This window comes from Clostridium sp. CX1 (assembly GCF_025398335.1).
GTDB classification, from domain to species: Bacteria; Bacillota; Clostridia; order Clostridiales; family Clostridiaceae; genus Clostridium_AM; species Clostridium_AM tanneri.
Window position 1 is genome coordinate 90,622 of the sequence record NZ_JAODOO010000005.1, and the last position, 18,641, is coordinate 109,262.

General features: G+C 31.3%; 17 protein-coding genes, 1 tRNA gene and 1 other annotated feature. Of the genes, 7 read left to right on the forward strand and 11 right to left on the reverse strand.

Features of this window, described 5'->3' with window-relative positions; all coding sequences use genetic code 11:
* Positions 1–5: 5 nt before the first annotated feature.
* The 4 genes from cooS to N4T77_RS07150 form a co-directional block, all read right to left on the reverse strand.
* The gene (cooS, locus tag N4T77_RS07135; protein ID WP_261671072.1) at positions 6–1,898 is read right to left on the reverse strand and encodes an anaerobic carbon-monoxide dehydrogenase catalytic subunit; all 1,893 of its coding nucleotides are present in this window, start codon (positions 1,896–1,898) and stop codon (positions 6–8) included.
* 856 nt (positions 1,899–2,754) lie between these two features.
* A complete protein-coding gene (locus N4T77_RS07140) occupies positions 2,755–4,137 on the reverse strand; it encodes a peptide MFS transporter (RefSeq protein ID WP_261671073.1) in 1,383 nt (460 codons plus the stop codon).
* A gap of 802 nt (positions 4,138–4,939) precedes the next feature.
* Positions 4,940–5,015 (reverse strand) — tRNA-Trp (locus N4T77_RS07145).
* Positions 5,016–5,093: 78 nt separating this feature from the next.
* Entirely contained in the window at positions 5,094–6,059 is a 966-nt protein-coding gene (locus N4T77_RS07150; RefSeq protein ID WP_261671074.1) for a metal ABC transporter solute-binding protein, Zn/Mn family, read from the reverse strand.
* A gap of 215 nt (positions 6,060–6,274) precedes the next feature.
* On the opposite strand from N4T77_RS07150, the gene tsaE reads away from it, so the two are divergent.
* The 3 genes from tsaE to rimI are packed head-to-tail and all read left to right on the forward strand — an operon-like array spanning position 6,275 to position 7,893.
* Positions 6,275–6,730: a tRNA (adenosine(37)-N6)-threonylcarbamoyltransferase complex ATPase subunit type 1 TsaE gene (gene tsaE / locus N4T77_RS07155; protein WP_261671075.1), complete on the forward strand. Its 456-nt coding sequence runs from the start codon at positions 6,275–6,277 to the stop codon at positions 6,728–6,730.
* Positions 6,731–6,734: 4 nt separating this feature from the next.
* Entirely contained in the window at positions 6,735–7,448 is a 714-nt protein-coding gene (gene tsaB, locus N4T77_RS07160) for a tRNA (adenosine(37)-N6)-threonylcarbamoyltransferase complex dimerization subunit type 1 TsaB (protein ID WP_261671076.1), read from the forward strand.
* Positions 7,441–7,893: a ribosomal protein S18-alanine N-acetyltransferase gene (gene rimI, locus N4T77_RS07165; protein WP_261671077.1), complete on the forward strand. Its 453-nt coding sequence runs from the start codon at positions 7,441–7,443 to the stop codon at positions 7,891–7,893. Before tsaB ends, rimI begins: the two co-directional genes overlap by 8 nt.
* Before the next feature lie 13 nt (positions 7,894–7,906).
* Here the strand turns inward: rimI and tyrS are convergent, their stop codons facing one another.
* The 3 genes from tyrS to N4T77_RS07180 form a co-directional block, all read right to left on the reverse strand.
* Positions 7,907–9,127, reverse strand: coding sequence for a tyrosine--tRNA ligase (gene tyrS, locus N4T77_RS07170; protein WP_261671078.1), 1,221 nt, complete (start codon positions 9,125–9,127; stop codon positions 7,907–7,909).
* Between the two features lie 267 nt (positions 9,128–9,394).
* Positions 9,395–9,802: a hypothetical protein gene (locus tag N4T77_RS07175; RefSeq protein WP_261671079.1), complete on the reverse strand. Its 408-nt coding sequence runs from the start codon at positions 9,800–9,802 to the stop codon at positions 9,395–9,397.
* 171 nt (positions 9,803–9,973) lie between these two features.
* On the reverse strand, positions 9,974–11,119 hold the full coding sequence (locus N4T77_RS07180) for a helix-turn-helix domain-containing protein (RefSeq protein ID WP_261671080.1): 1,146 nt from the start codon (positions 11,117–11,119) through the stop codon (positions 9,974–9,976).
* Positions 11,120–11,424: 305 nt separating this feature from the next.
* Here N4T77_RS07180 and N4T77_RS07185 point away from each other — a divergent pair, with 305 nt between their 5' ends.
* Positions 11,425–11,589, forward strand: coding sequence for a zinc-ribbon domain-containing protein (locus tag N4T77_RS07185; protein WP_218318734.1), 165 nt, complete (start codon positions 11,425–11,427; stop codon positions 11,587–11,589).
* A 107-nt stretch (positions 11,590–11,696) separates the two neighbouring features.
* Here N4T77_RS07185 and N4T77_RS07190 read toward each other — a convergent pair whose 3' ends face one another.
* A complete protein-coding gene (locus tag N4T77_RS07190) occupies positions 11,697–12,257 on the reverse strand; it encodes an ECF transporter S component (protein ID WP_261671081.1) in 561 nt (186 codons plus the stop codon).
* A 183-nt stretch (positions 12,258–12,440) separates the two neighbouring features.
* Between N4T77_RS07190 and N4T77_RS07195 the strand changes: the two genes are divergently transcribed.
* Complete coding sequence (locus N4T77_RS07195; RefSeq protein WP_261671082.1) at positions 12,441–12,596, forward strand: DUF5670 family protein; 156 nt, start codon at positions 12,441–12,443, stop codon at positions 12,594–12,596.
* Positions 12,597–12,742: 146 nt separating this feature from the next.
* Complete coding sequence (locus tag N4T77_RS07200) at positions 12,743–13,732, forward strand: phosphatase PAP2 family protein (protein ID WP_261671083.1); 990 nt, start codon at positions 12,743–12,745, stop codon at positions 13,730–13,732.
* A gap of 88 nt (positions 13,733–13,820) precedes the next feature.
* Here the strand turns inward: N4T77_RS07200 and N4T77_RS07205 are convergent, their stop codons facing one another.
* Positions 13,821–15,413, reverse strand: a complete 1,593-nt coding sequence (locus N4T77_RS07205) for a peptide chain release factor 3 (RefSeq protein WP_261671084.1) — start codon at positions 15,411–15,413, stop codon at positions 13,821–13,823.
* Positions 15,414–15,760: 347 nt separating this feature from the next.
* Between N4T77_RS07205 and yidA the strand changes: the two genes are divergently transcribed.
* Positions 15,761–16,579 carry a sugar-phosphatase gene (gene yidA / locus N4T77_RS07210; protein ID WP_261671085.1) on the forward strand — a complete coding sequence of 273 codons (819 nt, stop codon included), beginning with the start codon at positions 15,761–15,763 and terminating at the stop codon, positions 16,577–16,579.
* A 117-nt stretch (positions 16,580–16,696) separates the two neighbouring features.
* On the opposite strand, the gene trpS is transcribed toward yidA, so the two are convergent.
* Both trpS and N4T77_RS07220 read right to left on the reverse strand, forming a co-directional pair.
* Positions 16,697–17,701, reverse strand: a complete 1,005-nt coding sequence (gene trpS, locus N4T77_RS07215; RefSeq protein WP_261671086.1) for a tryptophan--tRNA ligase — start codon at positions 17,699–17,701, stop codon at positions 16,697–16,699.
* 77 nt (positions 17,702–17,778) lie between these two features.
* Positions 17,779–18,015: a binding site (T-box leader), on the reverse strand.
* A gap of 116 nt (positions 18,016–18,131) precedes the next feature.
* On the reverse strand, positions 18,132–18,503 hold the full coding sequence (locus N4T77_RS07220; protein WP_261671087.1) for a desulfoferrodoxin: 372 nt from the start codon (positions 18,501–18,503) through the stop codon (positions 18,132–18,134).
* Positions 18,504–18,641: the final 138 nt, after the last annotated feature.

Consider the following 18,641-nt stretch of genomic DNA (forward strand, 5'->3'; position numbering starts at 1 on the left):
TGGTTTTAGATTCCTATCTTTTTACGTTTTTCATTAACTCTAGCAACTATTTGTTCAACAGTCTTATGTGGATCTGGTTCTACTGTAAATTTAGCTCCTACCCACTCTTCCATTCTGTTAGTTAGTATGTCCACAACTTCTGGGCTACCTGTAACTGGAGGAGCTACTCCAAGCCATGTATCTATACCTGATGCTACAACATAACATCCTATTGATAAAGCTTTTTCTGACATGTATTCTGGAGCTACACCAACTACTGGTAGATCACTTATATCTACTCCTAAATGAATAGCAGTTGTTCCAACTAATTCTAAGATACGGCTGATATCTACACAAGAACCCATGTGAAGTACTGGTGGAATATCAACTAATTCACATACTTTCTTAAGTCCTGGGCCAGCAAGTTCTTTTGCTTCTTTTGAAAGTAAACCGTGTTTAGCTGCTGCTTGAGCTGCACAACCAGTAACAACAACTATTATATCATTCTTAATTAAGCCTTTTATTACTTCAATATGTCCTTCATCGTGAACAGTTTTTGGATTGTTACATCCAACTACACCAGCTGCTCCTCTTATTACTCCAGCAACTATAACGTCTGCAAGAGGTTTAGTTGATTGCATTGGTCCTATGTGTGAGTTTACAACTCCATCTAATTTATTTAATATTTCTTCAACACTATATCCAACTTCTGCTTTAGTTTTAATATCAGGTATCATAACCTTGCTCTTGTCTCTGTTTTTGAAGTTCATTATAGCTTCTTTTACTATAGCTATACCTGTTTCTAATGGTGATTCTTCATCCATTTCCATATGAACAGCTCCTGTGATACGAGCCTTTGGTGAAGTAGTTATAAATTTAGTATGATAGCTTTCTGTTAATTTAGCAAGTGCTGGGAATATACATTGTACGTCAACAACTACTGCTTCTACTGCTCCAGTAACTACTGCTAATTCCTGTTGCATAAAGTTACCAGCTAGTTTAACACCATGTCTCATTGTTGCTTCATTAGCTGTACAACACATACCGCAAAGGTTTATTCCATCTGCTCCTACTGATTTAGCTAATTCGATTATTTCTGGCATTTCTGCAGCTGCAACTATCATTTCTGAAAGTACTGGCTCATGTCCATGTAAAACTATATTTACTTGGTTGTCTTCTAGAACTCCTAGACTTGCTTCAGTAGGACGTGCATGAGGTGTTCCAAACATTATGTCACTGAATTCTGTTGCCATATATGATCCTAACCATCCATCTGCTAATCCGCATCTTAATGACATTTTAAGCATTTCTTCAGCATCTGCCATACATCCTATATGAGTTGAGTGCATGATTGCAACAACTTCTCTATCAAATCCTCTAGGAACTAGATTTAACTTTTCCCATATTTCTTTTCTTTGTGGTGGAACTGTTGGTGGTAGAACCATATGTCCCTCTTGTCTACCAAAGTCCTTTAATCCTGTTTGAGCAAGCTCATGAGCTATATCATATACATCTCTGCCTTCAGTTTCAATTCCAAATCTTGAAGCAACCTTCATTAATTTCTTTTCATCTTTTACTTTTATAGCTCCTTCTGGACTTGCATGTAATAATTCAAGAACTATACTTCTACCATGGTCTGAGTGAGCTGCTGCTCCACCAGCTACCATTCTAGCAAAGTTTCTGGATACGATAACATCTGCAGTAGCACCACAGATACCTCTTTCAGCACCTTTTCCAGGAACTGGGCTTACTCTACAAGGTCCCATAGTACAGTTTCTGCAGCACACACCAGCGGAACCGAATCCACAAGCTGCTTTTTGAGCCACTTTTCTGTCCCAAGCTGTTTCCAAACCTTCATTTTTAGCTTTGTCCAACATTTGAATTGTAGTTTGGTCAATGGAAAGTAATTTTTCACTCATTAATAATTCCCTCCTTGTAGGATTAACTGTATAATTTTAGTCAATCCCTAATATTACCTAAAACCCTATTTTTTATATTAATTGAAAAAAATTGTATGTCCACAATTATAATTATAATCCTTTTCTATTAAAAAGAAAAGATTAACAAACAAAAATGTTAAAAAATAAACATTTAACTCTATAAAATCAAGAATACCCAAGTCTAATCCTATATTTATTTCTTAAAACACTTATTTTTTTAATTTTTTTATGTATTTATTATAAATTTCAGATGGGTTTTTATTAAGATATAAATACAATTTATATCAGCATGTTGTTTGAAATTACAGATATAATCTATTACAATTATTTACTTTAGATCAAATTAGTTCAAAATTAATTTCCATGAATTCCTATCTGCTCTTATATTATCATAAATTTATCGTCCAATGCAAAGTATTTTTTATTTTTTATTCAAAAAATTTTGATAAATAATTTAAGACTCTATATCTTATTTATAGGATCTTCAAGTTATTCTTCCTATTGAATAAATATTTAAAGCATTTTTCGACATTTTTTTCATATCAGCAAATCATATTATAACTTCATAAAGATTGTTAAATTTTTAGTAAACTTTTATTTAAATTTAATAACTTTCAAAAATGATAAGGTTTTCAATATTAATAGAATGCTTTTTTGAATACAATGGATTGCTTTCGACAAATAAACTTAGAATCTTAAATTTAAAGCTTAAGTTTATTATAAAAATAATACCTTTATAATTGATAAAAATAAGCTTTAATTAAAGAAATATAAAAAAAAGCCACGGATTTAGTAAGAATTTATCCCTACTATCCGCGACCTATATTACTGTATATTATTCCATCATAGATGAAAGTTTTTTGTTAAGAGCAAGTAGTATACCACCACAAAGTATAACGGCAACTGCAACTCCACCAAATATTTGTAAGTGTCCTAATTGATCCATAAATCCAGCTAATACTCCAGCTAGTTTATTAGCAATAGATGAACTTAGTAACCAAACTCCCATAAGTAATGATAGGAATTTCTTTGGTGCTAGTCTACTTACCATTGAAAGTCCTACTGGTGATAAACAAAGTTCTCCAATAGTATGGAACCAATAAGCTCCAACAAGCCATAACATATTAGCTTTTACAGCTACGTTATCACCTGCATCTCCTCTTTGTAAAACAGCTCCTACCATTAATACGAAACCAATACCTAAAAGAATCATACCAGAAGCCATCTTTGTAGGAATGTTCATATCTCCCTGTGGTCTCTTAGCTAAACTTATCCATAGCTTTCCTATTATTGGTGCAAAAATTACTATGAATACTGGGTTTAATGATTGGAACCAAGAAACTGGTAATTCTGTTCCAAATGCATTTCTGTCAATAAAGTCCTTAGTGTATATTGTTAATGAACTTCCTGCTTGCTCGAAGCCTGTCCAGAAGAATATAACGAAAGCTGTTAATATAAATATAACTATAGTTCTGTCTTTTTCTTTCTTTGTAAGAGGTCTATTAGCATCTTCTGAATTATCGTCGTTATCTTTCGCTTTTTTAACTGGTTTTTTTCCAATCTCGCCTAGATACTTATTTCCTAACAAGTTGAATATAAGTTGTCCTAAAATCATTCCTATAGCAGCTGCTAAGAAACCATATCTAAATCCGTAATGTATAATTTCTCCGCCTTGTCTAACTGCGAATACTTGCTCTGCTAAAGTACCACATACTAGTGGAGCGATAAATGCACCTACGTTTATTCCCATATAGAATATAGTAAAGGCAGCATCTTTTCTCTTGTCTCCATCTGGATATAGTTGTCCAACTATAGCTGAAATGTTTGGTTTAAAGAAACCATTTCCTATTATAAGTAAAAATAATCCTAAATATAGCGCACCCTTAGTTTGGCTTGAGAACAATGCAAATTGTCCAGCCGCCATTGTTATACCACCTATTGTGATAGCTAATCTTTGTCCTAAGAATCTGTCTGATAAATATCCACCTACTAATGGAGTTAAATAAACTAAAGATGTAAATGTACCATATAAGCTCATTGCTGAAGCTTTATCAAATCCCAAACCACCAGATACTAGTGTTCCTGTTAGATACATTACAAGTAAAGCTCTCATACCATAGTAACTGAATCTTTCCCACATCTCTACCATGAAAAGCATATACAGCCCTGGTGGATGTTTCATCTTTTGTTCTTCACCTTGATTTTTTGCAAGTTCCATGTTATCCCCTCTTCCTTTTTCTTATTTAATTTAATTTCAAAATTATTTTATCATTATATTTTTATTTTGACAAGATATCATTTATTTCCACGGCAATCTTGCGATTAATTATTTCATTTATTTTATTATATTTATACATTTATATGCAGTATTGTAATCATTTCAACAAAAATAACTTTTTATAACTTTATATTCTTATAACTTTCTGAGAAAAGTATATATATATACTACTTTATTGCAAAAATTCTTTTTAGAGGATTGCATTTTTTCTTTCATCTATTGATATATCTTAACATCTTTGCATTACTATTTCTTCGAATATTACAAACAATGAAAAAACACACCTACTCATATTACACTATTTCACTAACTATTGCAAACATTCTAGAATAAATGCATCCATAGTTTTGTTGATTCTTATTGTTATCATTCTATTATTATTAATATTTATTTAAAAAAAAGAATTTTAATAATCCCAGAAAACATTTTCAAAAACTTATAAACTATACCATAAACTTATAAACAAATGGTATAACATTTACTTTATGGTAGAAACTTTTGATCAAATATGTAAATATCCTTGTATTTTATGTAATTACAACATTTTACTTCTTATACCTTATAGCTGTTTATTGCATACCTTTATTTGTTAAATGAATAATTCAAAACTTACTTATTCCTTTTTTGCTCAATTCAGTATAAGCTTTAAGCTATCGCTTTTTAAAAATACAGAGCCTCCACTTAACAGTTTAATTTAAAATAAAAAAAGATCTGATAAACTAATTAGTTTATCAGATCTTCTTGGCAGGGGTAGTAGGGCTCGAACCTACGACCAACGGTTTTGGAGACCGCTACTCTACCAATTGAGCTATACCCCTAAGACAATATTTATTATATACGATATTTTTAAATAATGCAAGCATTTTTTTATTTTACTATAACATTTTAATATCCATCTATTTTATAACCGGTTCCTCTTCATAAACTTTTTTTAAACTTTCAATATTAGCTTTAAGTATAGCATCATAGCTTGATTCATCATTAATCATCTTTATATTTACAGTTTTAATATTATACTTACCTATTAAAGCTTCGTTATCTTTTAATACAGTATCATTATTATATAATAAGATTAATTTTTTACTTTCCTTAAGTTTTGATTCTAATTCTAATGCAGCATTGCTATCCTGTGGTAATATTCTCTTTTCATTACCTTGACTATTTATCTCCATTACCTTAAAATCATTATACTTTACGAAGTAACTTAATTCATCTTCTACCACTATAAATGTATAGTCTGCCAGCTTGTCACGGATTGTTTTCAATTCATTTTGATAGCCTTCTAATCTTTTTAATTGTTCCGAGAAATTCTTTTCATATTGATCTCTATTTTTAGGGTCTCTATCTTGTATTGAATTCTTTATGTTCAACAATGCAACTTTGTAGTTATCTATATTTAAAAGATAATAAGGGTTATCCTTTAAAACTACATCCTTATATTTTACTACCTTATTATATGAAATAAGATTTACTCCTCTAGATACATTTATGACTCCAACCCTGCTTTTGTTAAGCTTATCTATAAAATCGTTCATCCATGGCTCAAAACCGGCTCCCATATAAATAAATAAGTCCTTCTTTGCTACATTATTTAGACTATCACTTGAAAAGGTAAAGTTTATCTCTGATTCTCTATCCTTAAACATATATTCAACTAAATGTTTTTCTTTAACTAGAGTTTTTACCATACTATATAGCAATTTATCTGTAGTTACTATATTTAAATCAATATTCTTTTTTGTTTCCATTTTAGGTAGTTCTTCTATAGCCGCTGACTCCTTCTCTACTTTGCTGCCACACCCTACAAGAAATATTATAATAAAAACTAAAAATACACCTAACTTTTTTCTCAAGTTCTTCACCTCTATATTTCTCGAATAAAAATATATAATAATTATTCTAACAATAACATATTGAGTTACACATTAAAGTGCATGTTTTACAGATATAGATATATAATATATATTTTACATAATGTATTTTAACAATGCAAACTTGTTATATACTATTAATGAAAATTTAATGTTTCTTTTCTTTTTGTTCTATTTTGGATAAAATATCTATGAGGTGAATTTTAATGGAAATTATCGTAGATAGTTTAGAAGATACTATAAATATAGGAAAAAATCTTGGTTCTCTTGCTAATCCTGGTGATATAGTTTGCATAACTGGTGACCTAGGAGCAGGAAAAACTCATTTTACTAAAGGACTTGCTAGCGGTCTTGGAATAAATTGCCCTATTACAAGCCCTACATTTACTATTGTAAATGAATACGAAGGCCGTTTAAAACTATATCATTTTGATGTTTACAGGGTAAATGATCCAGATGAAATAGAGGCTATAGGTTTTGATGAATATATTTTTAGCGATGCTGTAAGTGTTATTGAATGGGCAAACTATATTGAGGAGCTAATACCAGAAGAACATATATGGGTGGAAATAAGAAAAATGCCGGAACTAGGTATAAACTTTAGAAAAATTATAATACAATATTATGGAGATAGATATAATTATATAAAGGAGCTAGGATAATTTTATGAGAATTTTAAGTTTGGATTCAGCCACAGAATCAGCAACCTGTGCTGTGTTAGAAGATGATAGATTATTAGGGGAAATAACCTTTAATTATAAAAAGCAACATTCAGTAGTACTTATGTCAATGATAGATGAATTACTAAAGAATTTAAAATTAGATATTTCTTCTGTAGACGGTTTTGTTGTATCTAAAGGACCTGGTTCTTTTACAGGTCTAAGAATAGGTGCTGCAACTATAAAAGGCTTAAGTCATGGTACCGGCAAACCCTTTATAGGCATTTCTTCCTTAGATGCCCTTGCATATAACTTAGCATTTACATCAGGAATTATATGTCCTATTCTAGATGCACTTAGAGGTAACGTTTATACTGCTTTATACAAATTTATTGATAATAAGCTTCATATTATAAGTGAGTACATGGTCATCTCTGTAGATGATTTAATTTCTCTTTTAAATAAACAAGGGCAATCTGTTTGTTTTGTCGGCGACGCAGTACCTAAGTTCAGAGAAAAACTGTCCTCTAGTATGGAAAATATTCGCTTTGCTCCTGCCCATCTTAATTTAGTTAAATCATCCTCTTTAGGTGAACTTGGGTTAGAGCTTCTAGTCTCCGGAAAACATGATGACCTTTATAGTTTTGCTCCTTTTTACCTTAGAAAGTCTCAGGCAGAAAGAGAATATGAAAAAAAAATGGAGTCCCTTCATCATGAATAATGATATTGAGATTCTATCCTTGAAACACGAACATGTGGATAGCGTGTTGGTAATAGACTCCTTAAGCTTTCCAACTCCATGGAGCAGAAATTCCTTCGAAAGAGAAATCGAGACTAATAAATTTGCAAGATATATAGTGGCCAAAAAAGATGGAATTATAATAGGTTATGCAGGAATGTGGCTTATTCTTGATGAAGGACATATAACTAATATAGCTGTTCATCCAGAATATAGGGGGATAGGTGCTGGAAACCTTCTCCTTGAAGCACTTATTGAGATATGTAAAATAGAATCAATATGTAAAATAACTTTAGAAGTGAGAAAGTCTAATAAAATCGCTCAGTCTCTTTATGAAAAATATGGCTTTATTCAAGAAGGCATAAGAAAAGAATACTATGGAGATAACAAAGAAGATGCGATAATAATGTGGAAACACAACTTATAGTTGTGTTTCCCTCTTATTTAAGGATTATTCTATTATAATTTTTCTTTCCTCTTCTTATTAAAATACTACCATCTTGGAAATATTCTTCTGTGATTTCCGAGTTGATATCCGTAATTTTTTCATCGTTTATTGTAAGTCCACCTTGTTGAACTAACCTTCTCGCCTCACTCTTTGACGGTAATATTTTTGTATTTACTAGCAGGTCTAAAACATTACAACTTAATTCTCCTTTTTCTATAGTTACTGTTGGTACTGAGCTCATATCTTGACCACCAGCAAATAGCGCTTCAGCTGCAGTTTTAGCTTTTTGAGCCTCTTCTTCACCGTGTATTAGTTTTGTAACTTCAAAAGCTAATACCTTCTTAGCTTCGTTTATCTCAGCACCTTCAAGAGCTCCAAGTCTTCTAACTTCATCCATCGGTAAGAAAGTTAAAAGAGCTAAACATTTCTCCACATCTGCATCTCCTACATTTCTCCAGTACTGATAGAACTCATAAGGAGATGTTTTCTCAGCATCAAGCCATAAAGCTCCCTTCTCAGTTTTTCCCATCTTCTTACCTTCGCTAGTAGTTAGAAGAGTAAATGTCATTCCAAATGCTGGTTTGCTTTCTTTTCTTCTAATTAAATCTACTCCTGATAATATATTTGACCATTGATCATCTCCACCCATTTGGAGAACACAGCCATATCTTCTATTAAGTTCAAGGAAATCATATCCTTGCATTAACATATAGTTAAATTCTAGGAAAGTTAACCCTTTTTCTAATCTTTGTTTATAGCATTCTGCTGTAAGCATTCTATTTACAGAGAAATGTACACCAACTTCTCTTAAGAACTCTACATAGTTTAGACCTAGTAACCAATCCCCATTGTTTGCCATTATTGCTTTTTCATCATTAAAGTCTATAAGCTTTGAAAACTGAACTTTAAAACAATCGGCATTATGTTGTATTTGTTCCTTTGTCATCATTTTTCTCATGTCACTTTTGCCACTTGGGTCTCCAATCATTGCAGTACCGCCACCTATTAAAGCTATAGGTTTGTGTCCTTCTTTTTGCATATGAGCCATAACCATCATTTGTACAAAATGTCCTACATGAAGACTATCAGCAGTTGGATCAAATCCTATGTAAAAGGTTACCTTCTCTTTCTCTAGAAGTTCTTTAATTTCCTCTTCATGAGTAACCTGCTTTATGTATCCACGTTCTAGCAATATATCATAAACGCTAGCCACTTCAATCACTACCTTTCTACTATTTTAAATTGTCATTCTTTGCTATAACTTATAGTATATATATAAAGCATTTTTTTATCAACATTTAAATAAATATAATGCATTTTTTAATCCAAATCTTCAATAAAATAGTTGTTTTTTAATCTTTTTTATAAAACTAATCTTAAAATCACAATTATTTAAGGCTGGGTTTATAAGCCCAGCCTTGATATATAAATTTTAAAGTTGTTTTCTCCCCAATTCTCCAATAATAAAGTATAAAATTTGTTAAGCAACATATTTCATAATGAAATCTGGCATTTCCTGTTCCTCGTTTACATTGATGTAAAAATCGATAGCATATTGGCTGGATAACTTTTCAAGGGCATAAAATAATTGTGCCGCATCCTGAAGATTCTCTTCTATAATATTAAACAATCCATCAATACAAATTGTGTCAATATCATAATCTTCCGAAACTATGCCGCACAAAAAACCATAGAAACTTTCTTGCTTTCTTAAACTAAATTCACTTGTGTTAATAAATCTTATTCTTCTGTCCAACTGAAACAAAGGTCTGCTATTGTCATCAATATATACAATATGACCCTTTGCTTCTGATGCCTTTTCATTAGCTAAATTAAGTAATGCTTTAGTTTTGCCTGAACCTCTTTTGTTGCAAAATACGTGAATCATGTTTACCACCCCTTACTTTAATATTTAGGTGCTATCCTTATAAGTAAATTATATAATATTCAGAATATTTTTTCAACATTTTATAAAGCATTTAAAAAAATATTCATAATTGAATGACAACTTTTGCTCTATAGTTATTATATATATATGTACCTATATATTATACATATATTAATCAAATTTTTTTACTCCAGGATATATTACTTTGAAATCACCGTCTTCAATGGAGTTTATAAAGTTCACTTTCCCCTTTCGTTTAAAGGCATTCTTCATTCTGCTAAATCCCTTTCCGGACTTTATGAACTTAGACTTATCATCTAAGGCAATGACTTTTTCATATATCCACATATTGCGTTTTACATAATTAATGTACCCAGTATTGTTCCCTTTTACTAATATACCAGGACTAGTAATGATGATACTATTATAATTAATTATAACTTCAATTATTTTATTAAACATTGTGTAATCCCTATATAAAATAGCATTCTTTATACCCTCATTAACGGCTTCTACTGGATAGGATTTAACTAATATGTCTCGCAATAGCTTTTCACTGCTGTTTAACATAGTTAATAAATCTCCATGGATTACTATAGTATTATCAAAGTTTGTATTGACTTTATTAATTATTTTTATCATATTGTGCGGTACATATATGCTATTATTTTTACAAAAAACCAGCAACCCACCTAATGTAACCATATATTTTCCTGAATCTTTATCCATATATATAATTGAAGCACTTTCCATTAGTCCTACCCTGTTATCATCATCAACCTTAATACCTTGAGAAAAGAAATATTTGTCTACAAGTGTATTGTCTATACAGCTTAGATTACTACCAGGTATTGGGCACAATTCTGCATTTAACATGAAATTTTCTTGTAATGCAGAAACTATCTCCTGCTTTCTCATTGTATCGTTGGTAGAGCCCCTTCTTACATAAAATGCACCATTATCCCTTAATTGATATGGTTTTTGGGGACCATCATATACATTTATTATTGCCACTTTTTTATTTTGAAACTCAATAACTTCTAAAGATATTGGTATTGGTGGATCAATTCTAGAACTTACTATTTGCTGAATCTTTTCTTCACTGAGCTCAAAGTCTTCAATTCCAATTACTTTTTTAGTTTTATCTTCTATGCCAATTATTAGATATCCTCTTCCTCCTTTGGAGTTAGCTATGGCACATATATCCTTAGCAAGCTCTCTGCGTCCACTATCTGTTTCTATTTGAATGCTTTGTTTAAAATCTAACTTAGGACCTTCGATTTTTTTCAATAAGTTTGCAAGTTTTTTCTTATCCATTCTAACAACTCCACATCTATTATACTAATATTTATATTCAATTTATCTGCAAATAGTTTTATAAAACTATTATATATTATCATTATAATCACTTGACAGTTTTTATAGTATATTTTCACCTATTGAATCCTAAATAACCTTATAAAATATTGTTTTTTTAGTAAAATGTGATATAATAATTTTAGAGTTTTACTCTAAAATTATTTCATATAGGTCAGTTTTTTCAAGGTACTATATTCTCCTTAATCATGGGAGGTAAGTAGTAAGAATAAAATTAGTCCTATGATTCAAGGAGGTTTTTTTAAATGGCAGATAAGACAATTGTTTGTAAAGACTGTGGAAAAGAATTCGTATTTACAGAAGGTGAGCAAGCTTTCTATAAGGAAAAAGGATTTGAAAATGATCCAGTTAGATGCCCTGACTGCAGAAGAGCTAGAAAAGCTGAAAAAAACAGAATGAGAGACAGATAAGAAATTTTAAGAGAGGCTTTAAAACCTCTCTTTTTTATTTAGTTGTCTGTAAGTAATTAAGGTAGGTATTTTTAATGTAACCCTTACCTTAAATTGCTTTTTCATTATTACCTAACTATATTGGCTCTCTTTAATATTTTTGCTAAAGGAAGAGCTAAAATTATGCCTGCCACTACTTGAGTTATATTTCCAACAATCTCTGCTACCGCAAGAACAAAGGCTTGTCCTAGCGCTATATTCATTACCAAATTCATTATAAGCACTCCAGCTACATAATAAGCAGCGATCATCCATATTCCTGCTAAAGTAAAAGCTAGTACATTGTTCAACGGATTATTTCCTTTATACCCTTTTCTATAAGCTACCGAGGCTGCTATATATGCCATAACCCCTTTTATCACAAAAGTGAATGGTGCCCATATGGCATAAGGAGAAAGTAAATCAAACATACACATTCCAATAGCTGCTGATAGAAATCCTTTTTTCTTACCTAATAATATAGCTGCCAAGAAAATCATAGTATCACCTAAATGAACTACTCCTTTAACTATTACTCCGCTAGGAATATTGGCCACTGTAGTAACTATATAAGTCATAGCCGCCATCAATGCTACTTGTACCATATCCTGAACCCTCAGAGTACTAAAGGCTACTTTTTTCTGTTCCATGATTGAAAACACTCCTTTTATATTTAATTGTCATTCTTTCTTTTATTATATAGGTAATTTTAAAAAACCAAAAATGTAACGATACAATTCTTTAATATAAAATTTATTGAAATTTACTAATAATTTTTGCAATTAGTGATAACACTATTATTAATATTATCTATCTTATAGGAGGTATTGTTAATGACTTTTTTACGTTGGCTAGGTGGCTTTGTACTATTATTCTGGCTTGTAGGTTTAATATTTAGAATTGGAGGCGGTTTTATTAATCTTCTTCTAATTGTAGCAGCAATAGTTTTCATCGTAGATGCCATATTTGGAAGAAAGAAAAATGTATAATATCATAGTTAAAAAGCTCAGATAAATTCTGAGCTTTTTTTCATGTCATAGTATATTGAACACTAGCAATAGACTATATTTGCTTATGTACTTCCACTAATACTCTATGATATAATTTATCCTGTATGAGGGAGGGATAAAATTTTATGTCTATTTTTAGAGAAAAAAGATTTGTAAAAACGTTAAAGAATTTGTCTTTTAGAGCCTTTGACTTATTAAATAAATATTACTTTGTACTAATAGGTCTGTATTTTCTTCGCAGCGCTATACTTACTGCTCTCAATTCAAATACGGGAATTGACTATAAAGCATACTTATTTTTACTAGCTTTCGCAAGCTTTACAGCTTATTCAGAACTACGTAAAGATATAAAATGGTTACCATTTTTAGCATTATGTGTACCCTTTTTAATATTTGTATCTTACTTAAATGTTCATGGATATGCACTATGGGGTAAAATGCTAAGCTGGCAGATGAGCAAGGATATTGTAATAGACCTAAACCCTTTGTTTAGCAAAATACCTCTTAATGATGCCGCTTTTGTAAGAGCCTATAAATCAGAAACTCTTACTTGGTTTTTAAGACTAGTTTATAATAATGGATTCGTACTTCCAGTACTTCTTCCACTATATAGAGCTGCTATATCTAAAGACTTTAAAAAAATGTTGAGATATGGATTGTCCGGACATATTGTACAAGTCTTCTTGATTACTCCTTTTTACCTAATGTTTCATTTACAGGAGGTATGGTATGTACTAGGTCATCCCGATGGTTTAGCAAGAAACTTAAGCCCTCAGGCAGCTGCAGGAGTTACCTTAAACTGCTTTCCATCTATGCATACATCTATAGCCTTTGCTATGTTTCTTTTAGTTTTGAGAGAGAGAAATAAAGCTTTCAAATATATTTGGGGATTCTATTGTTTGAGTGTTGTATTCTCCACAATGTACTTGGAGATTCATTGGATAATAGATGTTATAGCCGGTATGCTGCTTGCATATGTAACTGTTAAACTTGTAGATTTCGTACTAGATAAAGGTAAGATATTAATATCAAACTTACTAAACTCCTATTACTACAGCAGGCCTACTAGTTCTACTAGCTACGTAAATAATTACTATATTAACTCTATAGACTAAAAAAGCAGAGGCTAGAGTATAACTAAATTATATTAGTTGTACTCTAGCCTTTTTATATAATTCAAGTTCATCAATTATATTGTACTATTTACTCAGATTTACCTATATCAGATAATATAAGTCCTTTATTATGTTCTAGTGCCCAACTTATAGCCCACTCACTTTGGAATATTAAGATATCTCTATCTTTTAAGTCCTTAACAAGTCTAGTATCACTTGTTAAAGTAAGCTTATCTACTGGGATATCGGAACTTTCTATCCATCTTATATATCTATAAGCTAATCTCTCCATTTTTATATCTACATTGTACTCATTTTTCAACCTATATTCTAATACCTCAAATTGCAGAACACCTACAACTCCTACAATTATTTCTTCTATTCCAATATTCAATTGTTTAAATACCTGAATAGCTCCTTCTTGGGAAATCTGAGTTACTCCCTTTATAAACTGCTTTCTCTTCATAGTATCTAAAGTTTTAACTCTGGCAAAATGCTCTGGTGCGAATATAGGTATCCCCTCAAACTTAAACTTATTTGAAGGTGAACACAGTGTATCTCCTATACTAAAGATACCTGGGTCAAATACACCAATTATATCTCCAGCATATGCTTCCTCAACAATTTCTCTATCCTGTGCTAAAAATTGCTGTGGTTGAGCAAGTTTAATTTTGTTTCCACCTTGAACGTGGAATACTTCCATTCCTTTTTTGAAGGAACCAGAACAAATTCTCATAAATGCTATTCTGTCTCTATGAGCTGGATTCATATTGGCTTGGATTTTAAAGACAAAGGCAGAAAAATCATCTTGAAAAACTTCAATTTCTCCCTTATCTGACTCTCTTGGTAATGGCGAAGTAGTCAACCCAAGAAACTCTCTCAAAAATGGTTCTACTCCAAAGTTAGTTAAAGCACTACCGAAAAATACAGGAGTAAGGGAACCAGTTCTAACCTTATTCAAATCAAATTCATCTCCTGCTATATCAAGCAGTTCTATATCATCCTTTAATTTTTGATGCAATGCATCGCCAAGAAGATCCTTAAATACTTTATCTTCTATATCTCCTTCTATAGCTTCAACCTCAGTTTGCCCGTGATTACCGCCGTCAAAAACTTCAACAAGCTTCTGGTTTCTGTCATAAACCCCTCTAAAATCCGCCCCTGAACCTATAGGCCAGTTTATAGGATATGACTTTATCCCTAAAACATTCTCGATATCCTCTATTAACTCAAAAGGATCTTTACTTTCTCTATCCATCTTATTTATAAAGGTAAATATAGGTATTCCCTTTAAACTACATACATGAAAAAGCTTTTTTGTTTGTTCCTCTACACCTTTAGCTGCATCAATTACCATCACTGCACTATCTGCTGCCATTAAGGTTCTGTATGTGTCTTCACTAAAGTCCTGGTGTCCAGGCGTATCTAAAATATTTATACAATATCCATCATAATTAAACTGCATTACTGATGATGTAACAGAAATACCCCTTTGTTTTTCTATTTCCATCCAGTCTGACACTGCATGTTTTGATGCTTTTCTAGCCTTAACAGAACCTGCAAGTCTTATAGCACCTCCATATAACAGAAGCTTTTCAGTTAATGTTGTCTTTCCGGCATCTGGGTGAGATATTATTGCAAAGGTTCTTCTTCTTTCAATCTCTCTTATTAAGTCAGCCACAGCTCTCTCTCCTCTTCTTTTTGCTATTATTCCGTAGTTTTCGCTTTATAAATATAGGATGCTTGTTATTACAAACATCCATCATAACTTTTTCAAAACAAATTAAATTATATCATTTCACATACTAACTTTCAACAAAAACAGCCTTATGCACCTCTATGGAATATGTATGACGGTAATCGTTTAACTTACCATGTAATTACTTGTCACTGCTTGTTATTACCTTCTCCAGTAATTTGCTTTAACTGAAGTAGAATATATAATTATTATGATACTGGACTGAGTTAACTAGAGGGGTGATTTATTATCCCTAAATAATATAAAAATAGAAACTTGGAGGTAATTTAATGTACAAATTAGTAGCACTTGATATGGATGGTACCTTACTAAATGAAGATAAAACTATATCTAAAGAGAATTTAGAAGCTATAAAAAATGCTCAGAAAAATGGCGTAAAGGTAGTTTTAGCTACTGGAAGACCTATAAAAGGTATCGAAAAATACCTAAAGGAATTAAACCTGATTACTGAAAATGACTATGCTGTTACCTTTAATGGTGCAGTAATTCAAAATACTAAAACCGGAAAAGTTATAGCTGAAAATCTTCTGAATCTAGATGATGCTAAGTATATATATAATTTAACTGCTAAATTAGGTGTTGGAATTTTTATATCTACTCCTAATTCTTGTATAACACCTAAAGCTGACAAGTATAGTGAATTGGAAACTACTATGAATAACCTTCCATTAGAAATTTTAGACTTTAATAAAATTAATGAAGATACTACTGTCGTTAAAGTAATTGTTACAGGTGACGAGGAGATTTTATCTGAAGCAGCGGAAAAGCTTCCTAAAGAAATATATAATAAATATACAGTGGTAAGAAGTGCTCCTTTTTTCCTTGAATTTATCAATAAGAAAGTTAATAAGGGTTTTGGAGTAGAACTTCTAGCTAAAAGCCTTGGTATAAATTCAAAAGAAGTAATTTGCATGGGTGACGCTGGAAATGACATACACATGATAAAATACGCTGGACTTGGCGTTGCTATGGGCAATGCCTTCCCAGAAGTGAAAAAAATAGCTAACTATATAACAAAGACAAATATAGAAAATGGTGTTGCTCATGTAATAAACAAATTTATTCTAGAAGATGGCAAGGCTTGTTAATGCCTATGAATAAAACCCCATAACTGTATATTATAAAAATGAAAAGCATGTGATTTTATATAAATGCTCAATTAAATCACATGCTTTAGTTATACTCTTTTATTAAATATAGAAAACTTATTTAGACACAGGAATAAAACCTATCTTTTTCTGCATTTTTCTTAGCATTTTGCTAGAAACATAGTAAGCTTTTTCTGCTCCTTTTTTATATATGCTTTCAATATATTCTTTATCGTTCAAAATTTCATTTACCTTTTTCTGTATAGGTTCTAGCTCATTTACTATAGCCTCTGCTACGTCAACCTTAAACTGAGCATACCCCTGTCCTTGATATTTATTTTCTATTTCCTCTATAGTCATGCCTGTTATAGCATTTAATATTGTAATTAAATTTTTCACTCCAGGCTGCTCATCACTATATTTAACAACTCCTATGCTATCTGTAACAGCCCTGCCTATTTTCCTTCTTATAACCTCTGGAGGATCCATTATCAGTATATAGCTATTAGGGTTATCTGATGACTTTGACATCTTCTTAGTTGGCTCTTGTAAATCCATGATTTTAGCACCTGCTTCTGGAATGTATGGTTCAGGTATATTGAATGTAGGGCTATATAGATTATTAAATCTTTCTGCCAAATCCCTAGTAAGCTCCAAATGCTGCTTTTGATCTTTTCCAACAGGTACTAAGTCTGCGTTATAAATTAATATATCTGACGCCATTAATACAGGATAATTTAAAAGCCCTGCACATACAGATTCTCCATATCTACTTGACTTATCTTTAAATTGAGTCATTCTTCCAAGTTCACCTGTATAGGTATAACAATTTAATAACCAAGCAGCTTCAGCATGAGTAGGTACATGTGACTGAATAAATATTGTGTTTTTTTCTGGATCAATCCCTGCTGCTAAATATATTGCAAGTACTTCTAAAGTTCTTCTTCTTAGTTCCTTTGGTTCCTGCCTTACAGTTATTGCATGTAAATCTACAACACAATAATAACAATCATATTGGTCTTGTAGTTTTACCCAGTTTTTCAAAGCTCCTAAATAATTCCCTAGTGTTAGGTTTCCTGATGGTTGAATACCACTAAATATTACTTTTTTCTTTTCATCCATAGTTTATACCTCCAATTCTTTAATCAAATTTTATTGGTTTACTGCTAAATATAAAAAAGCCCTATGACTATAAATAGTCATAGGGCGCATTACCGCTGTGCCACCTAAGTTTAAAAAGATAATTAATCTTTTCCTTATTATGAATACAATAATATTCCAGCCTTTATAACGTAAGGCACACGTCAGAAGACTACTTTAAATTCATCTCGAACCTCTAGGACCCATTCAGTTTAAGCATAATTATCGTAATTCCACCATCTACGACTCTCTTAAATCTGTATTTAAACTTACTTACTTCCCTTCAATGGTTATATAATGATTTAATTCTTTATAATATAGTATTCCCTAAAAATGTAATTGTCAATACTTTTTTAAAATCATTATATAGAATTAAAAGTTAACTCAGAAAAAGTAGGCTTAGAGTTATTATTTATTTTTTCCACAAACCATGTAAATTACAATATTCTCTTGCATATAGAATTTCTTCATCAATCTTGAAAATAGCTTCTGGCTTTTCACCTGGTTTCAAATGCTTTCTATATACCTTGTTTTCAGTGTGTATCTCTATCCACTCAATATAATGAACTTCCTGCATTGGATGTTCTACAGCCCCAACCTTCACTAGTACTCCACCATCTATTTTTTCTATGACTGGCACATGTTTCTCTAAAGCTGCATCAACAGTGTTCTCTTCTAGTTTCTTCATTGGTTTGCCACAGCAGTGTAGAGTTCCTCCTTTATGAAGTACCTCAACCATATTACCGCAAATCTCACACTTATAAACTTGTTTAACTTCTGTCATTGTTCATTCCTCCTTAAACATTTAGTACTTACTAATAATTATTCTCGATAAATTCCTAAAATCCTTCTTTTTTGAACAATTATTATTAGCAAGTATTAAAGTATGTCTTATACTACATTTATAATTATATGCAGCATA